Genomic DNA, 17672 nt, shown 5'->3' on the forward strand with positions numbered 1-17672 from the left:
ACCCTCTCAGAGGCGGCGGTCGGCGAGGACGGGGAAGGCCTCGCGGTAGGCGGACGTGGCGGCGAGGTCGACGTCGACCGAGAGCACGGCCTCGTCACCGTGCGCCGCCTCGGCGAGGACCTCGCCCGTGGCCGCGACGACCTGGCTGTGCCCACCCATCGGCGTGCGCGCGTGGGTGCCGCCGGTGTTGGCCTGGACGACGACGCACTGGTCCTCGACCGCCCGGGCCCGTCCGAGAAGCGTCCAGTGCGCCACGCGCGCCGCGGGCCAGGCCGCCGGCACGAGGAGGAGCTCGGCGCCGGCCTCCTGCTGGCGGCGGTAGAGCTCGGGGAAGCGCAGGTCGTAGCAGGTGGACAGGCCGGTGCGGATGCTGCCGCCGGCGCCGTCCGGCAGGTCGAGGACGACGACGTCCTGACCGGCCTCCATCAGCTTGGGCTCGCCGCTGCCGAACCCGAAGCGGTGCACCTTGCGGTAGGTGGCGACGACGTCGCCGTCGGCCGCGAAGACGAGCGAGGTGTTGGCCAGGGTGTTGCCGTCGGGCCCGGGCTCGGGGAGCCGCTCGACGAAGGACCCGGCGTGCAGCGTGGCCCCGAGCGCCCGCGCCGCGTCGGCCATGGCGGCCGCCCAGGGTCCGTCGAGCGGCTCGGCGGCGGCGTCCCAGCCGGAGTAGTCGAAGCCGGTGGGGGCCCAGAGCTCGGGCAGGAGGACGAGGTCGTGGCCGCGGAGGTCGGCGACGAGGCGGGCGACCCGCTCGACCCGGGCCGCGCGCGGCTCCTCGTCCCCGTAGGCGAGCTGGACGACGGCGATGCGCATGCGTCCATCCTCCCCCACGGTGGGCCGGGGCCGCGGCCGCGGCGCCCTGGGACCGGACGCCCGACCGGCAAGGATCGCTGGAGGACATCAGTACCGCCCCGGGACGGCTGCGCCCGCCCCAAGACGGCTGCGCCCGCCCGGGGGACGGCTGCGCCCGCCCCGGGACGGCTGCGCCGCCGGCCGGACCGGCGCACCGCACCCGCTCGCGCGAGCGGCGCACCGTTCCCACTCAGCCGAGCCGCTCGGCCTCCTCGCGCAGCTGCTCGAGCCGGGCGTTGTACGCGGCGAGGTCGGCGTCGCCGTCGCGGTCGGCCTTGCGGTCGAGGCGGGCGGTCTCGCGCGCCTCGCTGCGGAACCACTGCACGGCGACGATGACGGCCAGCGTCAGCGTCGGCGCCTCCCCGATGCCCCACGCGATCTCGCCGGCGGTGTGCTGGTCGGCGAGCGGGTCCGGGCCCCACGGGAGGTTGATCGCCGTGAAGAAGTCGGGCGCGAGCAGCGAGGTGCTCCCGGTGAGGGCCACCCCGAAGAACGCGTGGAACGACACGGTCGCGAAGAGGATGACGAGGAGCATGAGCGGCGACCACCGGGGCACGCCCGGGTCGATGCCGATCATCACCCAGACGAACAGGTACCCGGTGAGGAGGAAGTGGGCCATCATCAGCAGGTGACCCGTGTGGGTCGTCAGCGCGAGGTCGAACAGGCCCGTGTAGTAGAAGGCCGCGAGGCTGAAGAAGAAGAACGCCGCCGCGACCACCGGGTTGGCGAGCACCCGCAGCGCGCGCGAGTGCACCACCTGGAGGAGCAGCTCACGCGGCCCCCACGTCTTGTCGCGCCGCGTCGGCAGCGCCCGCAGGGCCAGCGTCACCGGGGCCGCGGGCACGAGGAAGAGCGGCACGATCATCGCCACGGCCATGTGCATCACCATGTGCGCGCTGAAGAGCACGCGGCCCCAGATGCCCGGCGCACCGCACGTGGCCCACACGAAGAGCGCCCACCCCAGCACCCAGAGGACGACCCGCAGCACCGGCCAGGCGTCACCGCGCCGCCGCAGCCGCACGACCCCCGCCACGTACAGCCCGACGGCGAGGACGGCGACGGCGACGAACAGCCAGTCCATCCGCCAGGTGAGGAACCAGTCGGCGCCGGAGATCGGCCCGGGGTCGGGGGAGCCGGTGAGGTTGAGGACGATGCCGGGGTCCGGCAGGGCGTCGGGGACGGGCGGGAGGCTGCGGGCCAGGACGGCCGCCAGACCGGTGGCCACCCCCATGAGGAGGACCTCGGCCGTCGCGAGCCGCGCGAACGCCCGGCCGTCGGACGGGTCGGTGGCCAGCCGCTCGACGAGGTTGCGCCGGTGCCGCCAGCCGATGACGCCGAGCGCGACGAGCGCGACGGTCTTGGCCAGCACCACCCCGCCGTACGCCGTGAGGAGGCCTGCGGGAGAACCGATCCGGATCCACGCCTGAAGGGTGCCCGACGCCGCGACGGCGACGAACGACCAGAGCGCCAACGTCGAGTAGCGCGCCACCGTGGCCCCGAGGTCGCGCCCCAGCCGCGAGCGCATGACGACGAGCGCCACGAGCCCCCCGACCCAGACGACGACCCCGAGCAGGTGCACGGCGAGCCCGTTGACGGCGTCCTCGTGGCTCGCCGACCCCGCCGCGTGACCCGTGAGCGACTTGACGAGGACGCCGACGAAGGCGACGAGGCCGAGCCAGGCGATGGGCGCCCGGCGCCGGCTGACCCGCGCCGCGACGGCCACGACGAGCGCCGCGAGCGCGCTGAGCAGGAGAACCCGGGTCGTCTCGAGCGACCACGTGAAGGAGACGAGCTGGCCGAGCAGCTCGGGGGCGGTGAGGGGCGTCCCGGCGAGGTCGGCGAAGGTGACGACGAGCTCGAGGACGGCGGCGACGAACCAGATGGTCGCGCTCGTCGCGGCGAGCCGCACGGCCTCCCCGCGCCGGTCGGTGCTCGCCCGCTCGGGGACGAGGAAGGCGGCCAGCCCGAGCAGCCCGACGGTGGTCACGGACGCGAGCACGGCCACCGCGTCGGTGACGGGGACCATCCACCGCACGAACGGCCCGGCGTCGGCGAGCGCGAGCGGCGCCACCGCCCCGGTGAGCAGGGCCGCCGGGACGAGCGCGAGCAGCGCGGCACCCACCACCGCGGACAGCGGCTGCACGAGCGGGTTGCGCTGCGGGACGGCCATGTCCTCCAGCGTAGGTACTGTGGCGGGATGTCGCTGCACCCGCCCGCCCCGACGGACTTCGCCGGCGCCGTCGACGCCTGGGCCCAGACGGTGCAGTCGGTGCTCGACCTCGGCCGCACCCTCCGCCCCGGCGACGAGGGCCACGCCACCGACTGCCCGGGGTGGACGGTGTTCGACCAGGTCGCGCACGTCGCCAGCGCGGAGGCCGCGGTCGCCGGCGACCCCGTGCCCGACCTCGACGTCAGCGGCCACGCCCACGTCCGCCACGCGTTCGGCGCCCGGATGGAGCGGCTCGTCGAGTCGCGGCGCGGACGCACCCTCGACGACCTGCTCGACGAGCTCGAGTGGCGGCTCGCCGAGCGGCTGGCCGCCTACCGGGCCGAGGGCGTCACCGGCGAGGAGGAGGTCGAGGGCCCGTTCGGCCCCACGCGCCTCGTCGACCTCGTGGCGGTCCGGACCTTCGACGTCTGGATGCACGAGCAGGACCTGCGCGAGGCGCTCGAGCGCCCCGGCGGGCTCGACGGCCCGGCCGCCGCCACGAGCGTGGCCTGGGTCTTCCGCCAGCTCCCTCGCGTCGTCGCCAAGGACGCCGGCATCGAGCCCGGCAACGCCGTCGTCCTCGACCTCACCGGGCCGACCGTCGGCCGCGTCGGCGCCCGCGTCGAGGAGCAGGACGGCCGGGCGGTCGGCATCCCGCTCTTCATCGGCGAGGACGTCGAGCACCCCGACGTCGTGACGACGACCCTCTCGATGTCCACGCGCGTCGCGATGCGCCTGGCCGGTGGCCGCCGCGCCCCCGAGGACCTGCCCGTCACGGTCTCCGGCGACGACGACGTCGCGCGCCGGGTCCTCGCCGCGCTCGCCATCACGCCCTGATGGCCTCGTTCTCCACCGCGACCCGCTCGGCGGCCACCGTCACCGCGCACCCCGACGAGGTCTGGGCCACCCTCACCGACCCCGACCTCATCGCCCACCTCACCCCGTTCCTCCACCGGGTCACCGAGCGCGGCGAGCACTGGGTGTGGGAGATGACCCGGGTGCCGGTGCTCGGGCGCAGCTTCTCCTTCACCTTCACCGAGCGGATGGCCTTCGACGAGCCCGACCGCATCGGCTTCACCCACGACCCCGCGGCCGGCACCGGGCACGAGAGCGCCGGGGTCGAGGGCTGGTACGCCCTCGCGCCGCACCCGGCGGGAACCCACCTCGAGACCTCGATGGCGATCACCGTCGAGCTGCCCTTCCCGGCCGTCACCCGGCCGGCGGTCACCGCCGCGATGAAGGGCGTCGTCACGCTCATGGGACAACGGTTCTCGCAGAACCTGCTCCACCACCTCGGCGCGCGCACCGCCTGAGGAAGGGCCCCGCCCCACGCCCACCTGTCGAAGGTCGGGACACGGTCGCCGCAAATGGTTGTATGCTGCAAACAACTGTGTTCCCCCCGACGAGGAGTTCCGATGCCCTTCCGCACCGCCGAGTCGACGCCGACGGCGCTGCTCGGCGACGAGCTCGTGCGCGTCCTCAAGCTGATGCACGTCGCCCGCGCCCGGGCGCCGCGCCACCACGAGCAGGTCGACCCGATGGCCTACCCGCTGCTCTTCAACCTCAAGCGCGCGACGATGCGCGTCTCCGAGCTGGCCGACGCCGTGCACTCCGACGTCTCGACGGTCAGCCGCCAGGTGAGCACGCTCGTCGAGCACGGCCTCGTCGTCCGCCAGCCCGACCCCGCCGACGGCCGGGCGCACGTCCTCGCCGTCACCGACGCCGGCACCGACCTCCTCCTCGCCCTGCGCGAGGGCCGCGACCGCTGGCTCCAGGGCCTGCTCTCCGAGTGGTCCGACGACGACGTCCGCGACCTCACCGCCCACCTGGCCCGCCTCGCCGCGGACCTCGAGACCTCCCTGACCGACCCGACCCAGAGGACCGACCGATGACCACAGCACGCCACGCGGACCCCGACCAGCCGACGAGCCACTCGACCGCCGGCGGCCCGGGCCGTCACGTCGCCGGCGCCACCCCCGGCGCCCACGTCGCCGACTCCGGTCCGGCGACCGACGGCGCCCTGACCCACCGGCAGATCGTCACCATCCTCATCGCCCTGATGTCCGGGATGTTCCTCGCCGCGCTCGACCAGACCATCGTCGCGACCTCGATCCGCACGATCGCCGACGACCTCAAGGGCCTGGACCACCAGGCGTGGGCGACGACGGCCTACCTCATCACCTCGACGATCGTCACGCCGCTCTACGGCAAGCTCGGCGACATCTACGGCCGCAAGAAGCTGTTCGTCACGGCCATCTCGATCTTCGTCGTCGGCTCGGTGCTCTGCACCCTGTCGACCTCGATGACCGAGCTCGCGTTCTTCCGCGCCGTGCAGGGCCTCGGCGCCGGCGGCCTCTTCTCGCTCGCGCTGGCCATCATCGGCGACGTCGTGCCGCCGCGGGAGCGGGCCAAGTACCAGGGCTACTTCCTCGCGGTGTTCGGCACCTCGTCGGTGCTCGGCCCGGTCATCGGCGGCTTCTTCGCCGGGCGCGACACCCTGTTCGGCATCACCGGCTGGCACTGGGTCTTCCTCGTCAACGTGCCGGTCGGCATCCTCGCGCTCGGCCTCGTCACCAAGACCCTGCACCTGCACCACCGCCGGCTCGACCACCGCATCGACTGGCTCGGCGCCGCCCTGCTGTCGGTCTCGCTCGTGCCGCTGCTGCTCGTCGCCGAGCAGGGCCGCGAGTGGGGCTGGACCTCGACGAACGCCGTCGTCTGCTACGTCATCGGCGTCGTGGCGGCCGTCGCGTTCTTCTGGCAGGAGTCGCGGATGGGCGACGAGGCGATCCTCCCGATGGCGATGTTCCGCAACCGCACGGTCGGCATCTCGTCGGTGGCCTCGGTCGTCATCGGCGTCGCGATGTTCGGTGGCCTCGCGGCGCTGCCGCTCTACCTCCAGATCGTCCGGGGCGCCACACCCACCGAGGCCGGCCTGCTGCTGCTGCCGCTGACCCTCGGCATCATGGCCGGCTCGATCACCTCCGGCCAGATCATCAGCCGCACCGGGCGCTACCGCATCTTCCCGGTCACCGGCGCGGTGCTGCTCACCCTGTCGCTCTTCGCCTTCCACTACGTCGCGTTCGACACCCCGCTGTGGCAGACGATGGTCGTCATGGTCTTCTTCGGGCTGGGCCTCGGCTTCAACTTCCAGCCGCTCACCCTGGCCGTGCAGAACGCCGTGCCGCCGCAGCAGATCGGTGTCGCGACCTCGACGGCCACCTTCACCCGCCAGATCGGCGGCACCATCGGCACGGCGGTCTTCCTGACCATCCTGTTCTCGCTCGCGCCCGACAAGATCGCGGCGGCCTTCCAGCGGTTCGCCCCGACGCCGGACTTCCAGGCCGCGCTGCGCGACCCGGCCAACGCCGCGTTCGCCCAGCAGCTCCAGCAGTCGCAGGGTGGCGGCACGGCCGCGGCCAGCGGTGTGCTGCAGGACAGCTCGTTCCTCTCCTCGCTCGACCCCCGGCTGGCCAAGCCGTTCCTCGTGGGGTTCTCCGAGGCGATGGACGTCGTCTTCCTCGTCGGCTCGGCCGTCATGGTGCTCGCGATCGTCGTCCTCGCCCTGCTGCCGCAGGTCGAGCTGCGGCGCGGGTCGGCCTACAGCGAGCGCTCGGCCGGCGCCACGGCCCCCGAGGACGCGCCGGCTACGGCACCGGCGAGCTGAGCCGGGCGCGCTCGGCACCCTCGAGGTGCCGGGCGCGCACCGCGATGATGGCCACGGCGACGAGCCCCGCGGCGACCGGCACGGCGTAGGCGCGCTGCGGCCCGAGGACCTCGATCGCCCAGCCGCCGACCGCCGAGCCGGCGGAGATGCCGACGAGGATGCCGGTGACCGCCACGGCCATCCCCTCGGTGACGAGCGCGGCCGGGACGAGCCGCTGCGCGAGGGACAGGCTGGTGATGAGCATCGGCGCCGTCGCCGAGCCGGCGACGACCATGACGACGGTCAGCTGCCAGGTGTTCGCGACGAGCAGGGCCGGCACCTCGAGGACGAGCATCGCCGTGGCCGCCACGAGCAGCCGGCGGGTGAGCGTCGAGCGGAAGGTGCGGGCCCCGAACCACAGGCCGGAGAGGGTCGACCCGACGGCGAACCCGCCGAGGACGAGGCTCGAGAGGCTGGCGTTGCCGTCGGCCTCGGCATAGGCGACGGCCACGACCTCGTTGGCGCCGAAGATGATCCCGGTCATCACGAGGGCCGAGGCGACGAGGAGCAGCCCGGGCCGGCGGACGGCCAGCCCGGCCGGTCGCTCGCCGTGCGGCACGACCGGGGGCTCGGTGGAGCGGGCGGCGAGGAAGGTGAGGACGCCGACGGTGAAGAGGACCTCGGCGAGCACGAGGCCGGCCTCGGGGAACCACAGCGTCGAGACGAGCACCGCGACGACCGGACCGATGACGAAGGACGCCTCGTCGGCGACCTGCTCGAAGGACATCGCCGTGTGCAGGCGGTCGGGGTCGTCGCGGAAGATGTGCGCCCAGCGGGCCCGCGACATCGGCCCGGGCTCGGGGAGGAAGGCGCTGACGCCGTAGAGGACGAAGAGCGTCCAGACCGGGGCCCCGGCCCACGACGCGAGCGCCGTGCCGAGGCCGGCGACGGCCGACAGCGCGACGAACGGGCGGGCCACCCGGCGCTGGCCGTGCTTGTCGATGAGCCGGCCGAGCACGGGCCCGGCGACCGCGAGCACCGCGAGGCCGACGGCGGAGACCGCGCCGGCCAGGCCGTAGGACCCCTGCCGCTCGCTGACCATGACGATGACCGCGACCCCGAACATCGCCCCACCGGTGCGCGAGAGGGCGGTGCCGGCGATGAACGGCAGGGCACCGGGGACGGCGAACAGGGGGCGGTAGGGCGCGAGCACGGATGCCTCGTCGGTCGGGCGACCGCCGGAGGTCCCGGCCGGGTCGAGCGTGGTGAGGGGGTCGTGTCCAGTGTGCTCCCGCGCCCCGGCGCCCGACAAACCGGTTCCGGCGCCTCCGCACCCGGCGCGGGCTACCCCGCAGTACTCGCTGTGATCACGACACGTACTGCGGTGTAGCCCGCGATGGAGGTCAGCGGAAGGCGGCCTCGCCGGTGAGCGCCTGCCCGATGACGAGCGTGTGCATCTCGACCGTGCCCTCGTACGTGAGCACCGACTCGAGGTTGTTCGCGTGCCGCATCACCGGGTACTCGCCGCTGATGCCGTTGCCGCCGAGGATGGTGCGCGCGGTGCGGCAGATCTCGATCGCCTTGGTGACGTTGTTGTACTTGCCGACCGACACCTGCTCGGGACGCAGCCCGACCGAGTCCTTGCGCCGGCCGAGGTGCAGGGCGAGCAGCCGTCCCAGCTGGAGCTCGGTCGACATGTGCGCGAGCTTGGCCTGGGTCAGCTGGAAGCCGGCGATCGGCCGGTCGAACTGGGTGCGCTCGACGGAGTAGCGCCGGGCGGCCTCGAGGGCGCTGCGAGCGGCTCCGAGGCAGCCCCAGACGATGCCGAAGCGCGCCTCGGACAGGCAGGACAGCGGCCCCTTGAGCCCCTGCGCCTCCGGCAGGACGGCGTCGGCCGGCAGCCGCAGCCCGCGGAAGGTCAGCTCGGCGGTCACCGAGGCTCGCAGCGACATCTTGTTCTTGATGACGTGCGCCTCGAACCCCGGTGTGTCCGTGGGGACCACGAAGCCGCGGATGCCGCCGTGCTCCTCGCCGGCGTTCGCCCAGACGACGGCGACGTCGGCGATCGAGCCGTTGGTGATCCACATCTTCGAGCCGTCGAGCACCCAGTCGTCGCCGTCGCGGCGGGCGCGGGTGCGCATCGAGGCGGGGTCGGACCCGTGGTCGGGCTCGGTGAGGCCGAAGCAGCCGATCGCCTCGCCGGCGGCCATCCTCGGCAGCCACTCCTGCTTCTGCTCCTCGGACCCGAAGGCGTGGATGGCGTACATCGCCAGGCTGCCCTGCACCGACACGAGCGAGCGGATACCGGAGTCGCTCGCCTCGAGCTCGAGGCAGGCCAGGCCGTAGTCGACCGACGACATCCCCGCGCAGCCGTACCCCTCGAGGTGCATCCCGAGGAGGCCGACCGTGCCGAACTCCTTGGCGAGCTCGCGGGCGACCGGCAGCTCGCCCTTCTCGTACCACTCGACGACGTGCGGCTCGACGAGGTCGTCGCACACCTGCCGGACCGTGGCCCGGATGGCCTTCTCCTCGTCGGTGAGCATCGAGTCGACGTCGACGACGTCGAGGGGGTCGGAGGGGCGCTTCGGCATCGTCGACGAGCTCATGGGGTTCATCATGCCGGGGCCGGTCCCGTGCCCCCGTGTGACCTCCGCCTCGGAACAACCGCCGGGGAGGGCCGGTTGCGCCCGGCATGGCCTCGACGACGACCTCCCGTGCCCCGGTGAGCACCCTCCCGCTCGTCCCGGCCGCCGGGTTCGTCCTCGTCTGGTGCTCCGGCTACGTCGCCGGCCCCGCGGCGGTCCGGGCCGTCGCACCGTTCTGGGCACTCCTGCTGCGCTTCGTGCTCGCGGCCGCCGTGACGGCCGCGCTGGCCCGCCGGCTGCGCGGCCCGTTGCGCATCCGCCGCCCGGTGCTCGTCCGCATCGGGCTCGTCGGCCTGATGATGAACGGCGTCGTCTTCGCGCTGATGTACCTCGCCTTCGACGCGGGGATGGGCGCCACGCTCGCGTCCCTCCTGCACGCGCTGAGCCCGGTGCTCACGGTGGTGCTGGCCGGCCTCGTGCTCGGCGAGCGGCTGGGGCGCCTCCAGGTGCTGGGGTTCGTCCTCGGCGTGGTCGGGGTGCTCGTCGTCCTCGGTCCGGACGTCGACGAGGCCGGCGGGGTGCTCGGCGTGGGCCTCGGGCTGCTCAGCCTCGTCGGGCTGAGCGTCGGCACGCTCGGCCAGCGCTGGTTCCACCTCGACGACGACCCGCCGGACCCGCTCTGGGCGGCGACGGTGCAGTTCGCCGTCTGCGTGCCGCCGCTCGCCGTGCTGGCGCCACTGCTCGAAGGGGTGCCGTCCGTCGCCGACCCGGCACGGGCCGCAGCGGCGGTCGGCTGGCTGGCGCTCGTCAACTCGGTCGCCGGCCTGCTGCTCCTCGGGCTGCTCGTGCGTCGCGGTGGGGCGGGTGCCTCCTCGAGCCTGTTCTTCGTTTGCCCGCCCGTGACCGCGCTCATGGCGTGGGTGGCGTTCGGCGACACCCTGTCGCCGCGCGAGGTGGCGGGCATCGTCGTCGCCGTCGTCGGCGTCGGCATCGCCACCGGGCTCGCCCGACGACGTCGCGGCCCCGATGTCGAGAACGCTCCGGCGGCTGCGACCCCGGGGTGAGCGCGGCCAGAATGGGCCGCACCACCCGAAGGGACCGTCATGGCCAAGTACCTGATGCTCAAGCACTACGTCGGCTCGCCGGCGCCGACGAACGACGTGCCGATGGACCGGTGGACGCCCGAGGAGGTGGACGCGCACGTCCGCTTCATGGACGACCTCGCCGACCGGCTGCGCGAGTCCGGTGAGTTCGTCGACGCCCAGGCCCTGAGCCCGGGCGGGAGGTGGGTCCGGTTCGACGGGGAGGGCCGGCCGCCGGTCGTCGACGGCCCGTTCGCCGAGACCAAGGACCTCATCGCCGGCTGGATGGCGATCGACGTCGACAGCGAGGAGCGGGCGATCGAGGTCGCCGCCGAGCTGTCCGGGGCCCCCGCCGCCGGCGGCCGCCCGCTCGGCGAGTGGATCGAGCTGCGGCCGTTCCTCGACGACCGGCCCAACGCCGCCGAGTGAGCGCCCTCGACGCCGGCCTCGTGCGCTCGCTGGCGCCGCAGGTCATCGGCGTCCTCGTCCGGCGCGGAGCGGACTTCGCGTCGGCCGAGGACGCCGTCCAGGAGGCGTTGCTCGCCGCCCACGAGCAGTGGGGGCAGGAGCCGCCGCGCGACCCGAAAGCCTGGCTCGTCACGGTCGCGTGGCGGCGCCACCTCGACGTCGTCCGCTCGGAGTCGTCGCGGCGGGCCCGGGAGGAGCGGGTCGACCGCGAGCCACCGCCCGGCCCCACCCCGTCGGACGACGACACCCTGGGGCTGTACTTCCTCTGCGCCCATCCGTCGCTTTCGCCTTCTGCCGCAACCGCTCTCACGCTGCGGGCCCTCGGCGGGCTGACGACCCGCCAGATCGCCGAGGCCCACCTGGTGCCGGAGGCGACGATGGCCCAGCGCATCAGCCGGGCCAAGCGGACGGTCGCCGACGTATCGCTCGACACACCCGGCGACCTCTCGACCGTGCTGCGGGTGCTCTACCTCGTCTTCACGGAGGGGTACGCGGGTGAGGTCGACCTGGCGGCGGAGGCCGTCCGGCTGGCGCGGCAGCTCGCCGCGCTCACCGACGAGCCGGAGGTGCACGGCCTGCTCGCGCTCTTCCTCCTGCACCACGCGCGGCGGCCGGCCCGCACCCTCCCGGACGGGCGGCTGGTGCCGCTCGACGAGCAGGACCGCTCCCTCTGGGACACCGCGCTCGCCGCCGAGGGCATCGGCCTGCTGCAGGGGGCGCTCGCGCGCGACCGGCTCGGGCAGTACCAGGCGCAGGCGGCGATCGCGGCCCTGCACGCCGACGCGCGACGGGTCGAGGAGACCGACTGGGTGCAGGTCGTCGAGTGGTACGACGAGCTCGTCGCCCTCACCGGCAGTCCCGTGCACCGGCTCAACCGGGCCGTCGCGGTCGGCGAGGCCGACGGCGGACGGGCCGGGCTGCGCGCGCTGGCCGACCTCGACCCGGCCCTGCCGCGGTACGCCGCCGTGTCGGCCCACCTGCACGAGCGCGCCGGTGACCTCGCGGACGCCGCCCGGCTCTACGCCGAGGCCGCGGCGGTGGCCACCCGCACCGCCGAGCGCGACCACCTCACCCGGCAGGCCGCCCGCCTCAACCGCGACCGTGGGTGAACACCGTCGGTGTGCCGCAGGTCTTCACCCCCTGTCGCGGGGGAGGGACAGGGGCGTGCGGAGCAGGGGTCAACGGGCGGAGGCGGCGCCGAGGAGGGCGGCGAGCCCGAGGGCGCTGCGGGGGTCGTAGGCGGTCCGCCACAGCCCGCCGTGCGCGGCGGCGTACGCCTCGTCCTGCCACGGGTGGTCGAGCGCCGCGGGCCGGGCCTGGAGGTCGTGGACGAGCAGCGCCGCCATGAGGGTGTTGGCGGTGCCCGGTTCGAAGACCTCGACCCCGAAGCGGTGCGCCCCCGAGTACGCCGCGGCCAGCGCCCGGTTCTTGACGACCGAGCGCGTGCGCGTGGGTGGGGCGACCTTGAACGACACGGTCGTGCCGGCGGCCCGGGCGGCAGTGGCCCGCCAGCGCTGGATCCGCTTGGCCAGCAGGTAGTTCGGCCCCTGCTGGAGGACGACGGAGTCGTTGAGCCCGGGGTCCTCGCCCGGGACGTAGTTGCGGCGCAGCAGCCGTCCGCCGGAGAGCGTGCGCAGCGGCACGCGCAGCACCTTCGAAGTGCGCCGGCTCGCGTAGGCCTCGGTGGCCGCCGCGACCGCCTCGGGCGGCACCGCGAAGACGTCGGTGGGCGTGGCGAGGAAGGAGAGCGCGGCGTCGGAGCGGGCGGCCGTGACCGCGCCGGAGAGGGCGTCGACCGCCGTGCTGACCCGGACGTTCGTCGCGCCGTCGGCGTACACGTAGTTGCCGAGGACGAGGTGGTCCTCGAGGCCGGTGACCCACGCCGTGGCCACGGGCAGGTCGTGGAGCAGGTCGAGGCCGGCCCGTTGCGCCACGTCACCGTCCCCGGCCCGCGCCGGGACGAGCAGGCGCCCGGCGAGGGGCCGGGTGTCGGCGAGCAGCCGGCTCCACAGGTCGGGACGCGGCAGGTCGACGGCCGCGACGGTGGCTCCCCAGCGCAGCAGCGAGCGCAGCGGACCCATCTCGGCCGCCGCCCCGAGCACGACGACGGTGCGGCCCTCGAGGCGCAGCCAGTCGGGGTTCTCCAGCACGGCCGTGACCGCCTCGCGCAGGCTCGGCTCGACGACCCCGGCCTCGACCCAGGCGTCGAGCCGGCGGCGCAGGTCGTCACCCGCCAGCCGGCGGCCGTGGTACGGGATGGTCAGGGCGGTGTCGGGCTCGCCCTGCCCGGCGAGGACCTCGGTGCCGACGAGACCGGTCGGCGCGCCGGCCGACCCGCCCACGGCGGCCGTCAGCGGCAGGTCGTCGGTGCCGTCGGGGCTCCAGCGCATCCGCTCGTGGACGGAGGCCAGCCCGGCCTCGGCGATGCTGCGTGCGTCGCCGTAGCTCGGGAGCCCGGCCTCGACGAGCCGGCGGAAGTGCGTGAGGTAGCCACTGCGCCAGTTGGTCTCGCGCTGGGCGGCGGAGGCGCCGACGGGATCGACCGGGCGCAGCGCGTCGGCGACGACACCGCGCCCCGTCGCCGAGGTCGAGCGCCGGTCACCCTCGACGGGGAAGACGACGCCGCGTTCTCCCGTGGCCACCCGGTCAGCCCCAGACGAGGGCGCGCGACGGGTCGGCGAGCAGGGCGGCGACGTCGGCGAGGAAGCGCGAGCCGAGCTCGCCGTCGACGAGGCGGTGGTCGAAGCTCAACGCGATGGTCGTGACCCAGCGCGGCTCGATCCGCTCGTCGGCGCCGGTGCCGACGACCCACGGCCGGCGGGTGACCGAGCCGAACGCGAGGATGGCCGACTCACCGGGGTTGAGGATGGGCGTGCCGGCGTCGACGCCGAAGACGCCGACGTTCGTGATCGTCATCGTGCCGCCGCTCATGTCGGCCGGCTGGGTGCGGCCCTCGCGCGCGGTGGCGGTCAGCGCGGCGATGGCGTCGGCGAGCTCGCGCATCGACATCCGGTCGGCGTCCTTGACGTTCGGGACGACGAGGCCGCGCGGCGTGGCGGCGGCGATGCCGAGGTTGACGTAGTGCTTGAGGACGATCTCCTGGGCGGCCTCGTCCCAGCTCGCGTTGATCTCGGGGTTGCGGCGGACCGCGACGCACATCGCCTTCGCGAGGACGAGGAGCGGCGTGACCTTGACGTCGCGGAACTCCTTGTCGCGCTTGAGCTTCTCGACGAGGTCCATCGTCGCGGTGACGTCGACGGTGACCCACTCGGTGACGTGGGGTGCCGTGAACGCCGAGCCGACCATCGCCTGGGCGGTCATCTTGCGGACACCCTTGACCGGGACGCGGGTCTCCCTGTCCCCCGCTGCGGGGGCCGGGCGGGCGGCGGCGGGCGCGGTGGAGGCGCCGGAGGCGGCGGCCTCGACGTCGGCGCGGGTGACGACGCCGCCGTCGCCGGTCGGGGTCACCGACTGCAGGTCGACCCCGAGGTCCTTGGCGAGCTTGCGGACCGGCGGCTTGGCCAGCGCCCGGGCGGGGGCATCGGCGCCGTCCGGCTGTGCAACACCTGACACATTCGTCGATTGCTGGACGCCGGAGCCGCTCGACCCGGCACCCGACCGTGCAGGATTCGACACATTCGTCGATTGCTGCACGGGCGAGCCGCTCGACTTGCGGGGGCGGCGGACGGCCTCGGTCTGCTTGACCCCGTAGCCGACGAGGACGGCGGTGCGCCCCGTCGACGTCGTGCCGCCGATCAGGCCCTCGGCGACCTCGGGCTCGGCCGGCGCCGAGGGCTCCGGGGCCGCGGCCGGGGCGGGAGCGGCCGGAGCCGCCGCGCCGCCCACGCCGTCGTCGACGGTGATGATCGGCGTGCCGACCTCGACGGTGTCGCCCTCGGAGACGTGCAGCGCCGAGACCGTGCCGGCGAACGGCACGGGCAGCTCGACGAGCGACTTGGCCGTCTCGACCTCGACGACGACGTCGTTGACCTTGACGGTGTCGCCGACCGCGACGTGCCAGGTGACGATCTCGGCCTCGGTCAGACCCTCGCCCGGGTCCGGGAGCTTGAACTCACGAAGAGCCATCTGCGGCAGCGCCTTTCAGTACGCGAGCGAACGGTCGACGGCGTCGAGCACCCGGTCGAGGTCGGGGAGGAACTCCTCCTCGAGCCGGCTCGGCGGGTAGGGCACGTTGTACCCGCCGACCCGCAGCACCGGCGCCTCGAGCGAGTGGAAGGCCTCCTCGGTGACCATCGCCGAGATCTCGGACCCGATGCCGAGGAAGGTCGACGCCTCGTGGACGACGACCGCCCGGCCGGTCTTGCGCACCGACGCGAGGATCGCCTCGCCGTCGATCGGTGACAGCGAGCGCAGGTCGATGACCTCGAGCGAGCGCCCCTCCTCCTCGGCGGCCTGCGCGGCCTGGAGGCAGGTCTTGACCATCGGGCCGTAGGCGAGCAGCGTCACGTCCGTCCCGGACCGCAGCACGCGGGCCGTGCCGAGCGGCCCGTCCGGCTCCTCGCCGACCTCGCCCTTGTCCCAGTAGCGCCGCTTGGGCTCGTAGAAGACGACGGGGTCGTCGGACTCGATCGCCTGCTGGATCATCCAGTGCGCGTCGTGCGGGTTCGAGCAGGCGACGACCCGCAGGCCGGCGGTGTGCGCGAAGTACGTCTCGTTCGACTCGCTGTGGTGCTCGACCGCGCCGATGCCGCCGCCGAACGGGATGCGGATGACGATCGGCATCTTGACGTACCCGAGCGAGCGCGAGTGCAGCTTGGCGACCTGGCTGACGATGTGGTCGAAGGCCGGGTAGACGAAGCCGTCGAACTGGATCTCGACGACCGGCCGGTAGCCGCGCAGGGCCATCCCGATGGCCGTGCCCATGATGCCGGCCTCGGCGAGCGGGGTGTCGATGACCCGGTCCTCGCCGAAGTCCTTCTGGAGGCCCTCGGTGACGCGGAAGACGCCGCCGAGCTTGCCGATGTCCTCGCCGAGGAGGACGACCTTGGGGTCGCGCTCCATCGCGGCCCGCAGGCCGGAGGTGATGCCCTTGGCGATGGTCGTCGTGCTCATCGGGCCCCCTCCTCCTCGAACGAGGCGTGGTACTCGGCGAACCACTCCTGCTCGCGCGCCGTGACCGGGTGCTCCTCGGCGTACACGTGCCGGAACATCTCGGCCGGCGCGGGGTCGGGCATCGAGAGGCAGCGCTCGCGCACCGAGGCGCCGAGCTCGTCGGCCTCGGCGTCGACGGCCTCGAAGAAGTCGACGTCGGCCTTGCCGGTGGTGGTCAGCCAGCGCTTGTAGCGCTCGATGGGGTCGCGGTGCTTCCACACCTCGACCTCGGCCGAGACGCGGTACTTCGTCGGGTCGTCGGAGGTCGTGTGCGCGCCCATCCGGTAGGTGAAGGCCTCGACGAAGGTCGGGCCCTGGCCGGAGCGGGCGGCGTCGAGGGCCTGCTTGGTGACCGCGTAGACCGCGAGGACGTCGTTGCCGTCGACCCGGATGCCGGGGAAGCCGAAGCCGCGGGCCCGGTGCCACAGGGGCGCACGGGTCTGCTTCTCGTTCGGCTCGGAGATGGCCCACTGGTTGTTCTGGCAGAAGAAGACGACCGGGCTGTTGTTGACGCCCGCGAAGACGAGCGCCTCGGACACGTCGCCCTGCGAGGTCGCGCCGTCGCCGAAGTAGGCGATGACGGCCGTGTCGCGTCGCTCGTCGCCCGTGCCGACGTCGCCGTCGCGCTGGACGCCCATCGCGTAGCCCGTGGCGTGCAGCGTCTGGGCGCCGATGATGATCGTGTAGAGGTGGAAGTTCTTCTCGTTGGGGTCCCAGCCGCCGTGGTTGACGCCGCGGAACATCCCGAGGAGGTTGACCGGGTCGACCCCGCGGCACCACGCGACGCCGTGCTCGCGGTAGGTCGGGAAGGCGTAGTCCTGGCGGCGCATCGCGCGGCCCGAACCGACCTGGGCGGCCTCCTGGCCGAGCAGGCTGGCCCACAGGCCCAGCTCGCCCTGGCGCTGGAGCGCGGTGGCCTCGGCGTCGAAGCGCCGCACGAGGACCAGGTCGCGGTAGAAGCCGCGCAGCGCCTCGTCGGACAGGTCGTCGACGATGGCGTCGAGCTCGGCGTTCGGGACCCGCTCGCCCTCGGGGCTGAGCAGCTGGACCATCTCGGGGCCACCCTCGTGCGCCGGGCGCTCGGGCGCCTCCGCGACGCTCACGTGGTGGTCGACGCCGAAGGCGGTCTCGAGGGGGGCGACCTCGTTGTCGCTCACTGGGCACTCCTACTCCGGGCCCCGTGGGTGGGGGGCCGATCTCGGGGGCGTCGTGCCGCGCTGCTGGGTGTGGCGGCGGTCACGGCCGGTGTCGGGGCCCACCGTACCCGGCTCGCGGCACCCCCCGGGACGGGGCAGGGTGGAGGGATGCCCTCGACACGACTCGCCCGGCCGGCCGCGCTCGCGGCCGCGATCCTCCTCGCGACGACGGGATGCGGGGGTGGCGACACCGGCGATCCGGAGCCGTCCACCGGCCCGTCGTCCTCCTCGGCCCAGCCTGGTGGGCCCACGAGCACCCCCTCCGGTCCGGGGGACGGCTCGCGGGGCATCCCCACCGAGGCCGAGGTCGAGGTCGTCGAGGTCCGGGGCGACTGCGTCTACGCCGCGGTCGGCGACTCCGAGCGGTGGGCGCTGCGCGGCGCCGTCGAGGGGCTGGAGACCGGACAGCGGCTCGCGCTCACCGGCGCGCCGGACGACACCGCCTACCCGGAGTGCCCGGACGGGCGGCCCTTCCTCGTCAGCTCCGTCGAGCCGGTGGGCTGACCGACGCGGAAAGCGCAT

The 17672-nt window shown here is 74.2% G+C and carries 16 protein-coding genes; 8 read left to right on the forward strand and 8 right to left on the reverse strand.

What is annotated here, in order from left to right; all coding sequences use genetic code 11:
• Nucleotides 1-6 precede the first annotated feature (6 nt).
• Nucleotides 7-813 (reverse strand): nitrilase-related carbon-nitrogen hydrolase, encoded by an 807-nt coding sequence (locus JQN70_RS14615; RefSeq protein WP_204132095.1) that lies wholly within the window; start codon nt 811-813, stop codon nt 7-9.
• A 229-nt stretch (nt 814-1042) separates the two neighbouring features.
• A complete protein-coding gene (locus JQN70_RS14620; protein ID WP_204132096.1) occupies nt 1043-3022 on the reverse strand; it encodes a bifunctional copper resistance protein CopD/cytochrome c oxidase assembly protein in 1980 nt (659 codons plus the stop codon).
• A 27-nt stretch (nt 3023-3049) separates the two neighbouring features.
• Here JQN70_RS14620 and JQN70_RS14625 point away from each other — a divergent pair, with 27 nt between their 5' ends.
• From JQN70_RS14625 to JQN70_RS14640, 4 genes are all read left to right on the forward strand, one after another.
• Nucleotides 3050-3898 (forward strand): maleylpyruvate isomerase family mycothiol-dependent enzyme, encoded by an 849-nt coding sequence (locus JQN70_RS14625; RefSeq protein ID WP_204132097.1) that lies wholly within the window; start codon nt 3050-3052, stop codon nt 3896-3898.
• Entirely contained in the window at nt 3898-4374 is a 477-nt protein-coding gene (locus tag JQN70_RS14630) for an SRPBCC family protein (RefSeq protein ID WP_204132098.1), read from the forward strand. Before JQN70_RS14625 ends, JQN70_RS14630 begins: the two co-directional genes overlap by 1 nt.
• Nucleotides 4375-4476: 102 nt before the next feature.
• The gene (locus JQN70_RS14635; protein ID WP_204132099.1) at nt 4477-4953 is read left to right on the forward strand and encodes a MarR family winged helix-turn-helix transcriptional regulator; all 477 of its coding nucleotides are present in this window, start codon (nt 4477-4479) and stop codon (nt 4951-4953) included.
• On the forward strand, nt 4950-6728 hold the full coding sequence (locus tag JQN70_RS14640; protein WP_204132100.1) for an MDR family MFS transporter: 1779 nt from the start codon (nt 4950-4952) through the stop codon (nt 6726-6728). The genes JQN70_RS14635 and JQN70_RS14640 overlap by 4 nt, the downstream gene beginning before the upstream one ends.
• Here the strand turns inward: JQN70_RS14640 and JQN70_RS14645 are convergent.
• Entirely contained in the window at nt 6709-7920 is a 1212-nt protein-coding gene (locus tag JQN70_RS14645; RefSeq protein ID WP_204132101.1) for an MFS transporter, read from the reverse strand. The two genes, JQN70_RS14640 and JQN70_RS14645, sit on opposite strands and share 20 nt — an antisense overlap.
• 190 nt (nt 7921-8110) lie before the next feature.
• Nucleotides 8111-9313, reverse strand: coding sequence for an acyl-CoA dehydrogenase family protein (locus tag JQN70_RS14650; protein WP_239111652.1), 1203 nt, complete (start codon nt 9311-9313; stop codon nt 8111-8113).
• Nucleotides 9314-9429: 116 nt separating this feature from the next.
• Here JQN70_RS14650 and JQN70_RS14655 point away from each other — a divergent pair, with 116 nt between their 5' ends.
• From JQN70_RS14655 to JQN70_RS14665, 3 genes are read left to right on the forward strand one after another with little or no spacing between them, the layout of a single operon-like run.
• On the forward strand, nt 9430-10356 hold the full coding sequence (locus tag JQN70_RS14655; RefSeq protein WP_204132102.1) for a DMT family transporter: 927 nt from the start codon (nt 9430-9432) through the stop codon (nt 10354-10356).
• Between the two features lie 39 nt (nt 10357-10395).
• Nucleotides 10396-10803: a YciI family protein gene (locus tag JQN70_RS14660; RefSeq protein WP_204132103.1), complete on the forward strand. Its 408-nt coding sequence runs from the start codon at nt 10396-10398 to the stop codon at nt 10801-10803.
• On the forward strand, nt 10800-11951 hold the full coding sequence (locus JQN70_RS14665) for an RNA polymerase sigma factor (RefSeq protein WP_204132104.1): 1152 nt from the start codon (nt 10800-10802) through the stop codon (nt 11949-11951). The genes JQN70_RS14660 and JQN70_RS14665 overlap by 4 nt, the downstream gene beginning before the upstream one ends.
• Before the next feature lie 69 nt (nt 11952-12020).
• Here JQN70_RS14665 and JQN70_RS14670 read toward each other — a convergent pair whose 3' ends face one another.
• Genes JQN70_RS14670 through pdhA form a run of 4 tightly spaced genes read right to left on the reverse strand, consistent with a single transcriptional unit; the run spans nt 12021 to nt 17111 of the window.
• Nucleotides 12021-13484, reverse strand: coding sequence for a Rossmann-fold NAD(P)-binding domain-containing protein (locus tag JQN70_RS14670; protein ID WP_204132105.1), 1464 nt, complete (start codon nt 13482-13484; stop codon nt 12021-12023).
• Nucleotides 13485-13488: 4 nt separating this feature from the next.
• Nucleotides 13489-14928 (reverse strand): dihydrolipoamide acetyltransferase family protein, encoded by a 1440-nt coding sequence (locus JQN70_RS14675; RefSeq protein WP_204132106.1) that lies wholly within the window; start codon nt 14926-14928, stop codon nt 13489-13491.
• A 15-nt stretch (nt 14929-14943) separates the two neighbouring features.
• The gene (locus JQN70_RS14680; protein ID WP_204132107.1) at nt 14944-15915 is read right to left on the reverse strand and encodes an alpha-ketoacid dehydrogenase subunit beta; all 972 of its coding nucleotides are present in this window, start codon (nt 15913-15915) and stop codon (nt 14944-14946) included.
• A complete protein-coding gene (gene pdhA, locus JQN70_RS14685; protein WP_434063749.1) occupies nt 15912-17111 on the reverse strand; it encodes a pyruvate dehydrogenase (acetyl-transferring) E1 component subunit alpha in 1200 nt (399 codons plus the stop codon). The genes JQN70_RS14680 and pdhA overlap by 4 nt, the downstream gene beginning before the upstream one ends.
• A gap of 147 nt (nt 17112-17258) precedes the next feature.
• On the opposite strand from pdhA, the gene JQN70_RS14690 reads away from it, so the two are divergent.
• Nucleotides 17259-17654, forward strand: a complete 396-nt coding sequence (locus JQN70_RS14690) for a hypothetical protein (RefSeq protein ID WP_204132108.1) — start codon at nt 17259-17261, stop codon at nt 17652-17654.
• Nucleotides 17655-17672 lie beyond the last annotated feature (18 nt).

Origin of the sequence: Phycicoccus sonneratiae (assembly GCF_016887965.1) — a bacterium.
GTDB classification, from domain to species: Bacteria; Actinomycetota; Actinomycetes; order Actinomycetales; family Dermatophilaceae; genus Phycicoccus; species Phycicoccus sonneratiae.